Source organism: Collinsella sp. AM20-15AC (assembly GCF_003471405.1).
In the GTDB taxonomy this organism is placed as follows: Bacteria; Actinomycetota; Coriobacteriia; order Coriobacteriales; family Coriobacteriaceae; genus Collinsella.
Genome location: NZ_QRJA01000019.1, coordinates 40,135 through 52,094 on the forward strand (window position 1 = coordinate 40,135; position 11,960 = coordinate 52,094).

11 protein-coding genes are annotated in these 11,960 nt (G+C 60.7%); 7 read left to right on the top strand and 4 right to left on the bottom strand.

What is annotated here, in order from left to right; genetic code table 11:
- Positions 1 to 129: 129 nt before the first annotated feature.
- Positions 130 to 1,473 carry a folylpolyglutamate synthase/dihydrofolate synthase family protein gene (locus DW233_RS07355; protein ID WP_118267517.1) on the top strand — a complete coding sequence of 448 codons (1,344 nt, stop codon included), beginning with the start codon at positions 130 to 132 and terminating at the stop codon, positions 1,471 to 1,473.
- Between the two features lie 105 nt (positions 1,474 to 1,578).
- Here DW233_RS07355 and DW233_RS07360 read toward each other — a convergent pair whose 3' ends face one another.
- The 4 genes from DW233_RS07360 to DW233_RS07375 form a co-directional block, all read right to left on the bottom strand.
- Entirely contained in the window at positions 1,579 to 2,667 is a 1,089-nt protein-coding gene (locus tag DW233_RS07360; RefSeq protein WP_199574608.1) for a Xaa-Pro peptidase family protein, read from the bottom strand.
- A gap of 125 nt (positions 2,668 to 2,792) precedes the next feature.
- A complete protein-coding gene (locus DW233_RS07365) occupies positions 2,793 to 3,185 on the bottom strand; it encodes a DUF1667 domain-containing protein (RefSeq protein WP_118267519.1) in 393 nt (130 codons plus the stop codon).
- A gap of 4 nt (positions 3,186 to 3,189) precedes the next feature.
- A complete protein-coding gene (locus DW233_RS07370) occupies positions 3,190 to 4,587 on the bottom strand; it encodes an NAD(P)/FAD-dependent oxidoreductase (RefSeq protein WP_370448057.1) in 1,398 nt (465 codons plus the stop codon).
- A 7-nt stretch (positions 4,588 to 4,594) separates the two neighbouring features.
- A complete protein-coding gene (locus DW233_RS07375; RefSeq protein ID WP_118267523.1) occupies positions 4,595 to 6,049 on the bottom strand; it encodes an NAD(P)/FAD-dependent oxidoreductase in 1,455 nt (484 codons plus the stop codon).
- A gap of 486 nt (positions 6,050 to 6,535) precedes the next feature.
- Between DW233_RS07375 and DW233_RS07380 the strand changes: the two genes are divergently transcribed.
- From DW233_RS07380 to DW233_RS07405, 6 genes are all read left to right on the top strand, one after another.
- Complete coding sequence (locus tag DW233_RS07380) at positions 6,536 to 6,967, top strand: zinc ribbon domain-containing protein (RefSeq protein ID WP_055251579.1); 432 nt, start codon at positions 6,536 to 6,538, stop codon at positions 6,965 to 6,967.
- A gap of 212 nt (positions 6,968 to 7,179) precedes the next feature.
- Positions 7,180 to 8,943 carry a threonine--tRNA ligase gene (thrS, locus tag DW233_RS07385; RefSeq protein ID WP_118267525.1) on the top strand — a complete coding sequence of 588 codons (1,764 nt, stop codon included), beginning with the start codon at positions 7,180 to 7,182 and terminating at the stop codon, positions 8,941 to 8,943.
- A 324-nt stretch (positions 8,944 to 9,267) separates the two neighbouring features.
- Entirely contained in the window at positions 9,268 to 9,858 is a 591-nt protein-coding gene (locus tag DW233_RS07390; RefSeq protein ID WP_117786963.1) for a hypothetical protein, read from the top strand.
- 82 nt (positions 9,859 to 9,940) lie between these two features.
- Positions 9,941 to 10,642 (top strand): sugar transferase, encoded by a 702-nt coding sequence (locus DW233_RS07395; RefSeq protein WP_118267526.1) that lies wholly within the window; start codon positions 9,941 to 9,943, stop codon positions 10,640 to 10,642.
- Positions 10,643 to 11,512 (top strand): glycosyltransferase family 2 protein, encoded by an 870-nt coding sequence (locus tag DW233_RS07400; protein ID WP_117786961.1) that lies wholly within the window; start codon positions 10,643 to 10,645, stop codon positions 11,510 to 11,512.
- A gap of 3 nt (positions 11,513 to 11,515) precedes the next feature.
- Positions 11,516 to 11,960, top strand: a 445-nt coding sequence (locus DW233_RS07405) for a sugar nucleotidyltransferase (RefSeq protein WP_158567827.1), incomplete at its 3' end; no start/stop codon positions are given.

Sequence of the window (11,960 nt, forward strand, 5' to 3'; positions counted from 1 at the left end):
ATCTGCTTGGTCAGGGCCACTGGGTTGTGGCCTTGATTCCGCTGCAAAGCGGTGTTTGGCTGATATTTTGAATGGGAGGGGCTCGTTGTTTGTTACGGGCCTCTTTTTGTGTTGAGGGGACTTTGGGTTATGGCTAAGCGTTCGGGGTCGTATTCTGTGCCGTTCTCGTTTGAGTTGCTTTCGTTTGGTGAGGCTGTGGGGCTTGCTGCTGATACGGGGCGGATTTCTGGGAATGCTGGTCCGTTGTTGGAGACTGTCATCGATATGCTCGATGAGCTGGGACGTCCGGATGAGTATTTCGATTGCATTCAGGTTGCCGGTACCAATGGCAAGACTTCGACCACGCGGTTTTCGGCTGCCATTCTTCGTGGTGAGGGGTTAAAGACCGCACTGTATACGTCGCCGCAGCTTGTGCGCTATCCGGAGCGCATGGAGGTCGATGGGCGCGTTGTGAGCGATGAGGCGTTTGCCCGTGGCGTTTCTGCCGCCGTCGAGGCGGGGCATCGCGTGAATGCTCGTCGTGTGGCGGCGGGGGAGCGCGCCTATACCATCACGCCGTTTGACCTGCTGACGGCTGCCGCGCTTGTCGTGTTTGCCGAGGCTCGCGTGGATGTTGCCGTGCTCGAGGTTGGCATGGGCGGCCGTTGGGACGCCACGAGTGCGACCGATCCCGTCGCCGTTGCCATTACGGGCATTGGGCTCGATCACACGCGTATTTTGGGCGACACGCTCGAGGCCATTGCGGGGGAGAAGGCTGCGGTTATCAAACCCGGGCGCTTGGTTGTTTTGGGCGAGGGCACGCACGAGGCGAGCGTTCAGCGCGTGATGGATGCCCGCTGCCGTGAGTGCGGTGTGGTGCCGCTCGTGGTGAGCCACGCCACGACTAAGATGCCGGAACACGTGGGCGATACGGTGGAGTTTAGCTGCACCACGCCGCGTGCGATTTATACGTCGAGCATGGTTAAGCCGGCCTATCAGCCGCAGAATGCTGCGTGCGCGATTATGCTGTGCGAGGGGTATTTGGGTCGCGAGCTCGACCATGAGGCGCTCGACGCTTCGCTTATGGGCTGCCCCACGCCGGGCCGATTTGACGTGCTGGGGACCGATCCGCTCAAGCTGATTGATGCCTGTCATAACCCCCAGAGCTGCGAGAACTTTGTGAGCGCACTGGACGAGATCGATCCGTGCGTGGAGAACCGCCCCACGCTGCTGTGCGCCGCGCTGGCCGACAAGGACGTGGCGGGCATCGTCGACGTGTTGATCCCGGCTTTCCCGCGCGTGGTTGTGACTCAGACCGATTCCGACCGCGCGCTGCCGGCGGAGGAGCTCGCTGCCCTGGTGGACGCCGATAAGCTCGCGGGTGTGTATCCCAGCGTATCCGAGGCCCTCGCAGCCCTCGATGCCGCGGGCGAGCCTTTCGTAGCAGCCGGCACCATCACCCTGGCCGGCGAAGTAGCGGGCCTGCTCCGCTAACCCATTCCCTCATCAGTTGCGGTGAAATAGTTCCTGTTTTTGGGTTCTAGCAGCCCATCCAGGAACTATTCCACCGCAACTTAGTTTGGGGGCTTGGGGACCAGGCTAGTCTAGGCTGACTGGGTCGTGGGGGTAGGCGTTGAGAATCTCGACGCCGTTCTCGGTCACCAGGGCTAGGTCCTCGATGCGGACGCCGGTGCGGCCGGGGAGGTAGATGCCTGGCTCGATGGAAAACGTCATGCCCGGCTCTATGACCTGCTCGTTGACGAGCGAAACATCGCCCGGCTCATGGTCCTGCAGGCCGATCGAGTGGCCCAGGCGATGCGTAAAGTACTTACCGTAGCCCGCATCCTCAATAACGTCGCGTGCGGCGCGGTCCAGGTCGCACATACGCACGCCCGGCGCGATGAGCGCCTCGGCGGCCTCGTTGGCGCGGCGCACGATATCGTAGATGCGCTCCGTCTCCTCGTCCGGCTCGCCCCAAAAGAATGTACGCGTCATGTCCGAGCAGTAGTTGCAGCGGCGTCCACCAATGTCGAACAGCACCACGTCGCCGCGCTTGAGCACGGTGCCGTCGGGCTCGTGGTGCGGGTCGCCGGCGTTGGCGCCAAAGCTCACGATGGGCGGAAAGCTAAAGCCCTCGCAGCCGTGATTGCGGTACAGGCCGAGCATCTGGTCAGCAATTTCGCGCTCAGTCACACCTTCGTGGACGAGTTTGATGGCATCAGCCATCACGGCCTCGTTGGCGGCGGAGGACACGCGCATGAGCTCCCGCTCGGTGGCATCCTTGTGGGTGCGCGCGGCGGTGACGGCAAAGTCACCCAGGAAAAACTCGCTGGCGGCGTGGCGCTCCATGAGCGGCATCAAAAAGCCGGAGCGCATGACGGTGTCGATGCCAAGAGGCTTGGTCGGATCGACCTCGCGAATGATGGCGTCGGCCACGACGTCGGTATCGGTGTGATAGGCAACGCGCGCATTGTCATACTCGGGTAGCTGATGCAGCGCGTTGACCAGGATCACGGGCTCGGCATTGCGCGCGAGCAGCACGCCGCAAAAACGCTCGAACATATCGGCATAAAAGCCGGTCAGGTAATAAATCGACCACGGGTCGTTTACGAGCAGCTGTGCGCCGGGGTGCTGAGCCCCGAGCGCATCGAGCACGCGCGCCGCACGCTGTTCATTGACATGTGCCATGAAACATCCTTTCGCTAGGCTGCCACCATGGTATCCCATGCCCGGCACATAGGGACGTTCCTTTTATGCCGGCACCTGGAGACACTCCTTGCAAAAGCAGCTAAAAGAGCCCCGTCCCAAATTAGCTAGTCGATGTCCATGCTGGCGATGAGGTCGGTACCGGTGTCTAGGAGGTTGGGTAGGACGACGTTACCCATGCGGATGGGGGCCTCGACGACAACGCCGCGGATGAGGTCCATGGCTTGGGCGTGGAGTGCCAGCGGGATGGCTTCGGCCGTGCGCACAGGCAGCAGCGCCTCGTCGCCGCCGGATACGGCCACGGTGGTGGTGAGCACGCGCATGGGGCAGGTGAGCTCTTGATGCGCGAACTTATCACCGCGCGGGCAGCTGTTGCCGGTCACGGAGCGCACCGCTGCTACGGCACCGTTGGCATCGCGCTCCACCTCTACGGTCAGGAGGCATTCGGATGGGCAAGTGGTGCAGTTGAACTGCAACGTCTCGGTTACATTCGTGCTCATGGCCTTACGCCTCTTCAACGGGATCGATGGACAGGACAATTTCGCTAACGCCCAGGTCGAGTGCGTGCTGAATCACCTTTGCCGGCAGCGGGAAGCTCTCCATTACGCTCGGTTTAAACGGGCGGACCTTGCCTGTAAGCAGTTCCTCGCCGCCTGCCAGAATGCGCACGCGGGCAGCATCGACCGGCCGGCGTGCGCGGAAGTTGAGTTTGGTGAGTGCCACAGCCGTAATGCGTCCCGGCAGTGCGTAGCCTGCGATGCCGGCAGGGGAGACCATCAGCTCGCAGCTCGTGCCCGCAGCGCTCGCCCCGGCGTCGCCGCCCAACGCCCACGCCGCCGCAGCCGCACCGGCGCGCTCGGACTCGGTCGTCACGTTGTCGGCCAGGTCGTGCACGTGCAGCACGTTGCCACAGGCAAAGATGCCCGGCACGCCTGTCTGGAGGCTCTGGTCAACTACGGCACCGCGTGTGCGCGGGTCAAGCTCCACGCCTGCGGCAACCGAAAGCTCGTTCTCGGGAATCAGACCTACCGAAAGCAGCAGCGTGTCGCACGGAACGATGCGCTCCGTCCCGGCAATGGGCGCCAGGTGCTCGTCGACCTGGCTTACCTCGACGGCCTCCACACGGTCGTGCCCGATCACGCGCGTGACGGTGGTGGACAGGTGCAGCGGAATGCCAAAGTCGTCCAGGCAGTTCTTAACATTGCGGCGCAGCCCGTTGGCGTACGGCATGAGCTCGTACACGCCCTCGACGGAAATCCCCTCGAGCGTGCAGCGGCGTGCCATGATAAGCCCGATGTCGCCCGAGCCCAAAATGACGGCACGCGAGCCGGGCTTGAGATTTTCGATATTGATGTATCGCTGCGCCAGGCCCGCCGTAAACACGCCGGCGGGACGGCTACCTGGAATCTTGATCTCGCTGCGGGTGCGCTCGCGGCAGCCCATAGCAAGGACGACCGCTCGCCCGGTGAGCTGTAGCATACCGGCGGGGCTCATGAGCGTGACGGTATGGACCGCGGCGGCTCCCGCACCCTCGTCCACGCTCGACGCGCCCGCGCCCTCGCTCGAATCGATCCCAAGTACCATGCTGTCCAAGAACAGCGTGATTTCGGTCTCGCGCACCTGGTTGATAAAGCGCTGCGCGTACTCGGGACCGGTGAGCTCCTGCTTAAAGTGTGAAAGGCCAAATCCGGGGTGGATGCACTGGCGCAGGATGCCACCCAGATGCTGCTCGCGCTCCACGATGGCCACGCGTGTGCCGGCCTTGCGCGCGGCAAGCGCGGCCGCCATGCCGGCGGGGCCGCCTCCGATAACGATCACGTCGAACGCCCGCGTTTGCACGGGCGCTGCAGCTCCGACCTCTGCGGCTCCGGCTTCCGCGCGTTCGTCGCGCATATCAAGCATCGCCATCCTAGCGCACCCCCTTCAGCAGTCCCTCAACCAACCAAGATCCGGTATCCTCCAGCAGCACCTCGCTGGGGTCGCAGTCCAACTCGCGGGCCAGAATCGCCACCACGCGGCTCTGACAAAAACCGCTCTGGCACCGACCCATGCCGGCACGGCAGCGGCGCTTGACGCCCTCGACCGAAACCGCGCCCGGGCGGCGCCGAATCGCGGCCACAATCTCGGCCTCGGGCACCGTCTCGCAGCGGCAGACAATCTGCCCCCACGCGGGATCGGACTCAATGAGCTCTTCCCTGCGCGCCAGCGGTGCGCGGTCAAAGTCGTCCGGCTCGCGGCGAATTGGGTTCCAGTCCGCCCGCTCGTGCAGGTCCACGCCGGCATCGCGCAGGACTTGTTCCATGCGCTCGGCAATGGCCGGCGCGCTCGCCACGCCCGGCGACTGAATGCCTGCCGCCTGGAATAGCCCCGGCACCACGGCTGACTGCCCAATAAAGAAGTCGTTCGTACCCTGAATGACCGGACGCCCGCCGGCAAATGCGCGCACCACGCGGCGCGTATCCAGATCGGGCACCAGCTTGCGCGCGCCGGTCAGCAGCGTGTTCACATCGCTCGCATAGGTCTGCGTGTCGCCTGGCTCGCGCACGGCAGCCGTCGCGGTAATCACGGTGTTGCCATGTACGGTACCCGTGACGATAACGCCCTTGGACATTGGCGTGGGAACAGGGTAGAGCGGCATGAGCGTGCGCGGTTCCTTATCCAGCACCACGATGTTGCCCTGACGCCAGACCATCTGGAACTCCTCGGCGCCCACCATATGCGAGATGTCGGCGGCGCCGTTGCCCGCGGCGTTGATCAGGTAGCGGCAGCGCACGTCTCCGGCGGGCGTCGCCAACGTAAAGCGCGCGTCGTCGCCCGAGCCCGCGACTTCAATCGCCTCCACGGGTGCGGAGCGCATAAACGTCACCCCGTTGGCCACGGCGTTCTCCAGCGCGGCGATGGCAACCTCAAACGGATCGACAAAGCCAGTCGAGGGGCACCACAACGCGTACGTTGCATCGGCACTGGCACGCGGCTCTAATTCGTGGATGCGGTCGGGTCCGACGATCGACAGCTCGGGAACACCGTTGACATGGCCGTTGCACCGCAGCTGCTCCAGATGCGTGCGGTCCTCGTCGTTAAAGCCCAACACCATCGACCCGGTGCGGCAGAACAGAAAGCCCAGCTCCTGCGCCCATGTACCGTACAACTCGCAGCCACGGGCGTTGACCTGTGCCTTTACGGTTTCCGCCGCCGGATCGTAGCCAGCGTGCACCAGGCCGCCGTTGGCCTTCGACGCGCCCAGCGCAATATCGTTAGCCGCCTCGACTACGCAAATGGACAGGTCAAACCGCGCGAGCTGCCTCGCGATGGCGCACCCGGTAATGCCCGCGCCCACAATTGCGATATCAAACGTTTCTGCCACGGTGCCTCCCAGATAAGTTGACAGGCTGTCAATAAAACCATCCTACGGTCTGCGCGCCCCTAGTGCGGCGGCAATGCGGCGAACAGCCCCGCAACACCCGCCAACGGCAGGCGATTGGAGACCCGGCACGGATGTTGGCCTCGTCTGTCGACAACTAAGGCAACCGTTCGTCTCCATCTGTAACAGTTAGACGAGGATTTGGGTTCTAGATGTTACAGATCAAGACAAACCTTCCGGCGGATTTTGAATGTCTCGATCTGTAACAGTAAGAGGGGTTTTGGGGCCCAAGATGTTACAGATCGAGATTGAAGTCGGGGAGGGACCTCTGTGTCTCGATCTGTAACACCTATACCCGGATTCCGCCTCCACCTGTTACAGATTGAGATGTTTGTGTCCGCACCAGCCCCGCCCCTAGCCGTGGTCCCATATAAACAAACCCCGTGGTAAACTTGACCGGACTGTTAATAATCCGAAAGGTACACCCCAATGTCCAAGTACATCTCCGAGCTCATGTCGCCGCAGCTTATGGGCGTCGTCTATGCCTTCGTTGGCTTTATCATCGCCCTGTATGTGCTGTCGGTCGTCTATGTGTTCATCGACGCTCGCCGCCGCGGCGCCAGCGCCTACGTGGCATGGGGCATCATCGCCCTCATCCCGTTTGTGGGCCTCATCGCCTACCTGGTCCTGCGCCCGCACTCCTACGCATCCGACCGCGAGGAGCAGGAGCTGGACATGGCCCTGCGCGAGCGCCAGCTTGCCCAGTACGGCACCTGCCCGCAGTGCGGGGCGCCCATCGAGAAGGACTTCGTCGTCTGCCCGGTGTGCGACACTCAGGTTCGCAACGTCTGCCCCAGCTGCCATCGCCCGCTCGATGCGCACTGGAAGGTCTGCCCCTACTGCCGAACTCGCATCCAGTAACGCATCCATCGTCGGGTCGGCCGCAAGCCACGGCCGCCACGCGCCCCGCGCCGCCCCCACGCGATGAAGCATGCGTAGAAAATCGCCCGCCGTGCCATTAAGGTGCGGCGGGCGCTTGTATACCAAGGCAACCTGCCTATAATGATGCAAGTTAAAACGCCGAGCGCATCGCACGCACTTGCATCAGGCATCCGAGAGGAGAAAACATACCCATGAAGGCACTCTACAATGACGGTTCGGTGGCCGAGCTCCCGCAGGACGAAGTCACGCACGTCATCCGCCACTCCGCCGCGCACATCATGGCGCAGGCCATTAAGCGCCTGTACCCCGAGGCCGACTTTGCCTACGGCCCCGCGACCGACAACGGCTTCTACTACGACGTCGACCTGCCCGAGGGCGTCAAGATCAGCGAGGACGACTTCCCCGCGATCGAGGCCGAAATGAAGAAGATCGTCAAGGAGAACCTCAAGTTCACCGTCTTTGAGAAGCCCCGCGCCGAGGCCATCGCCCTTATGGAAGAGCGCGGCGAGAAGTACAAGGTCGAGCACATCGGCGACCTGGACGACGACGCCCGCATCACCTTCTACCAGCAGGGCGACTACATCGACATGTGCGTCGGCCCCCACATCTGCTACACCAAGGCGCTCAAGGCCTTTAAGCTCACCGGCGTCTCGGGCGCCTACTGGAAGGGCGACAAGGACAACAAGATGCTCACCCGCATCAACGGCGTCGCCTTTGCCACCAAGGAAGAGCTCGACGAGCACATGCACATGCTGGAGGAGGCCAAGAAGCGCGATCACCGCAAGATCGGCCGCGAGATGGACCTCTTTATGATGCGCGACGAGGCCCCCGGCTTCCCGTTCTTCCTGCCCAACGGCATGATCCTTAAGAACACGCTGCTGGACTACTGGCGCGAGATTCACCACAAGGCCGGCTACGTGGAGATCTCCACGCCGCTCATCATGAACAAGCAGCTGTGGAAGACCTCGGGTCACTGGGACCACTACAAGGACAACATGTACTCCACCGTTATTGACGACGAAGAGTACTGCATTAAGCCCATGAACTGCCCGGGCGGCGTGCTGGTGTACGCCTCCAAGCCGCACTCCTACCGCGAGCTGCCCATTCGCGCCGGCGAGATTGGCCTGGTGCACCGTCACGAGCTGCGCGGCGCCCTGCACGGCCTGTTCCGCGTGCGCTGCTTTAACCAGGACGACGCCCACCTGTTTGTGCGTCCCGACCAGCTGACCGACGAGATCGTGGGCGTGGTCAACCTCATCGACTCCGTGTACCAGAAGTTTGGCTTTAAGTACCACGTTGAGCTTTCCACCCGCCCCGAGGACTCCATGGGTTCTGACGAGGACTGGGCTCGCGCCGAGGAGGGCCTGCGCACCGCTCTGGAGAAGCTGGGCATGGACTACGAGGTCAATGAGGGCGACGGCGCCTTCTACGGCCCCAAGATCGACTTCCACCTGGAGGACTCGCTCGGCCGTACCTGGCAGTGCGGTACCGTGCAGCTCGACTTCCAGATGCCGCTCAACTTTGACTTGGAGTACGTGGACGCCGATGGCACCAAGAAGCGCCCCATCATGCTGCATCGCGTGTGCTTTGGCTCCATCGAGCGCTTTATCGGTATTCTGATTGAGCACTTTGCGGGCAAGTTCCCCACCTGGCTGGCCCCCGTGCAGGTCAAGGCGCTTCCCGTCTCTGAGAAGAGCCGCGACTACGCCCACGAGGTGTGCGCCAAGCTGGAGGAGGCCGGCATTCGCGTGGTCTGCGATGACCGCGACGAGAAGATCGGCTACAAGATCCGCGAGGCCCGCAGCATCGACCGCGTGCCCTACATGCTCATCCTGGGCGAGAAGGAGGTCGAGGCCGGCAACATCTCCGTCCGCGATCGCTCCAACGAGACCGTTCAGATGGGTGTCGACGAGTTTGTTGCGAAGGTGACCGAGGAGATTAAGACTCGCGCCTAAGGCAAGCTTCACAACAATTAACAAAGGCGACCGTCCACACAGGGCGGTCGCCTTTTTTCCTACCAAAATTAGAAAAGCCGCTGGTTGAGCGGCTTTTTTGTTGCACAAAAAGGTACAGGTTTTTGTATCTTTCGACATAGGCAATTATACGAGCAATTAATCAGCGATTGCCCAGATTACGCAAAATGTCCTGCCGGTAGATACATCTCCATACCCCTCTACAAAAACCTGTACTTTTGCGACTGCGCCTAGCTGCGAGCGAGAAGCCTGTTCTAAACGCCCCTGCATTTGCGTGCATCGCAAAGCCAAAGGGGGGGCGAGAACATGGAACAGACGGCACGGCGCCAAGAGCAGCTGCCAGGCGCTTTTAACGGCGCCACCATCAGCAGCCAGCACGGCCGCGTTCGCTGGTATCTGGTTCACACCCCCCATGGAAAAGAGCGCGAGACCTGCGAAAAGGTCCGCCGCATTATCCCGCACAACCTTATGCAGGACGCTTTTGTGATGCAAAAGGAGTTCTGGTTTAAGCGGGACGGTGCCTGGTCGCTCCAAACCAAACCCATGTACAAGGAATATTTCTTCGTCGCTACGCACGATGCTGCCGCGCTCGATAGGGCTTTGGCCCAGTTGAGCTTTGGCTGCCGCATCGCCGGCAGTAGGGAGCGGGCGTACATGCCCATGCCGGACGACGCGCAGGGCTGGTACCGCAGTGTGCTGGACGACGACGGCGTGGTGCGTAACAGCGTTGCGCGCATAGAAGACGGCGTGTTGCACATAGAGCAGGGTCCCTTGGTGGGGCAAGAGGCCCGTGTAAAGAAGATCGACCGTCATAAACGCTGGTGCCTGGTGGACGTGGGCGAAGGCGACTCCGCATTTAGGGAGTTACTTCCGCTCGACGTGCCCAGCAAAACGTAAGGGAGACGTTGCACCGGCAATTCGTTCGCATTTTGATTCATGGACAGGGGGGGTTCCTGGGGACAGGGACGTAAGTTTTATCGTGACTGCTAAAGAAGTAACAGAGAGTTGTACATCAACGGTTGGTGCGCTGGCTTTCAATCAGATAAAGCCGAGCGGTACGCTTGGGTATCGCATCGTCAAGAGGCTGTTTGACCTTGTGTTTAGTCTTATGGCGATCGCTATTTTATTCATTCCAGTGGGTCTTGTGTGCGTCCTGATTTGTCTAGAGTCTCCGGGTAGTCCCTTGTACACCCAGGAGCGAATTGGCAAAAATGGCAAGGTCATTAAGATCTTTAAGCTGCGCAGCATGGTTGCCGATGCTGGCAATGTTCAGAAGTATTTAAATTTTGAGCAGCTGCATCAGTGGGAAATTGAGCGCAAGGTCGATAACGATCCGCGCATCACTAAGGTCGGGCAGTTTATTCGTAAGTGCTCTATCGATGAGATGCCGCAGTTTCTTAATGTTTTAAATGGTGATTTATCCGTTATCGGTCCTCGTCCCATTACGCGTGATGAACTCGAAATGCATTTTTCTGATGAGGATAAGGTTGTATTTCTTTCGGTTCAACCTGGAATTACCGGGTTATGGCAGGCGACGGATCGCAACGATGCGTCATTTGAAAGCGGTCTGCGCCAAAAAATCGAATTGCATTACGTGCGGAACCGTTGTTTCCGAATGGATTGGAAGTGTTTTGCTGGCACTTTCGGCGCCATGTTTGGCAAGGAGAGGACGGGCCGATAGATGGAAATATCCGTCATCATTCCGACTCTTAATGCTGAGCATGAAATCGATGGGCTTTTAATTGCCCTCGAACACCAGTCTATTCAGCCGGTTGATATCCTTATCGTTGATTCCGCTTCGGAAGATAAAACTATAGAGCTGGTCCGGCAGCACAAAAGAGTCCGCCTTCTGAAGATTGATCGCCAGGATTTCAACCACGGCACCACAAGAGACATGGCACTAAGGGAGTCGAGGGGTGACTTTGTATGCTTCCTTACCCAAGATGCTGTGCCTGTTTCTGATGATTACCTGGAGCGGCTTGTTGCTCCCATGCTTGATGATTCCGATATCGCTCTCGTAAGCGGCAGGCAGCTGCCTAAGGCGGATGCCCGACGTTTTGAACAGCTGGTGCGTGGTTTCAACTATCCCGACCGGCCATCCGTTCGTTCCAAATGTGATCTCGAGAAACTCGGTATTAAGACTTTTTTTGCATCTGATGCCTGTTCCGCTTATCGACGAACTGCATATCTCAAATGCGGCGGATTCGAGCACGTTAACACCAACGAGGACATGCTCATGGCGGCAAGGTTTATCGCCTCAGGGTTGAAGGTGGCTTACGAGCCGCGTGCAGAGGTCTATCACTCGCATAACTTGACGCCATCCCAACAGTTTGCCCGCAACCGCGCTGTTGGCTTCTTTCTCGAAACGCATGCAGACGAACTCATGCATGCAAGTGAGATTGGTGAAGGAAGCCGGCTCGCCAAGATGGTTTCGTCGCAACTTCTACGAGAGGGAAATCTTGGCGAGTTCGTTGCTTTCGGAGTCGATTGCTGCGCCCGCCTTCTCGGAAATCGCGCTGGCCGCAGGGCAGCAAGAAATGAAAGGTTATAGCCAATGAAAGGCATCATCCTCGCCGGCGGGTCCGGCACGCGCCTGTACCCGCTCACGCTCGTGACCTCCAAGCAGCTGCTGCCGGTCTACGACAAGCCCATGATCTACTACCCGCTTAGCACCCTCATGCTGGCGGGCATCCGGGACATCCTGGTCATCTCCACGCCGACGGACCTCCCCAACTTCGAGCGCCTGCTCGGGGACGGCTCGCGCTACGGCGTGAACCTGTCCTACGCCGAGCAGCCCTCGCCGGACGGCCTTGCGCAGGCCTTCACCATCGGCGAGGACTTCATCGCCGGCGAGCCGTGCGCCCTGGTCTTGGGCGACAACATCTTCTACGGCAACGGCCTGTCCCGCCACCTGACGCGCGCCGCCCAGAACGCCGAGTCGGGGAGGGCCACGGTCTTCGGCTACCACGTGGACGACCCCGAGCGCTTCGGCGTCGTGG

Bases quoted from the DNA above. Each gene is read 5' to 3' on its own strand.
- DW233_RS07365 (WP_118267519.1), bottom strand. From the start codon at position 3,185: ATGAGCACGAATGTAACCGAGACGTTGCAGTTCAACTGCACCACTTGC.
- DW233_RS07355 (WP_118267517.1), top strand. From the start codon at position 130: ATGGCTAAGCGTTCGGGGTCGTATTCTGTGCCGTTCTCGTTTGAGTTG.
- DW233_RS07360 (WP_199574608.1), bottom strand. From the start codon at position 2,667: ATGGCACATGTCAATGAACAGCGTGCGGCGCGCGTGCTCGATGCGCTC.
- DW233_RS07390 (WP_117786963.1), top strand. From the start codon at position 9,268: ATGGAACAGACGGCACGGCGCCAAGAGCAGCTGCCAGGCGCTTTTAAC.
- DW233_RS07400 (WP_117786961.1), top strand. From the start codon at position 10,643: ATGGAAATATCCGTCATCATTCCGACTCTTAATGCTGAGCATGAAATC.
- thrS (WP_118267525.1), top strand. From the start codon at position 7,180: ATGAAGGCACTCTACAATGACGGTTCGGTGGCCGAGCTCCCGCAGGAC.
- DW233_RS07370 (WP_370448057.1), bottom strand. From the start codon at position 4,587: ATGCTTGATATGCGCGACGAACGCGCGGAAGCCGGAGCCGCAGAGGTC.
- DW233_RS07380 (WP_055251579.1), top strand. From the start codon at position 6,536: ATGTCCAAGTACATCTCCGAGCTCATGTCGCCGCAGCTTATGGGCGTC.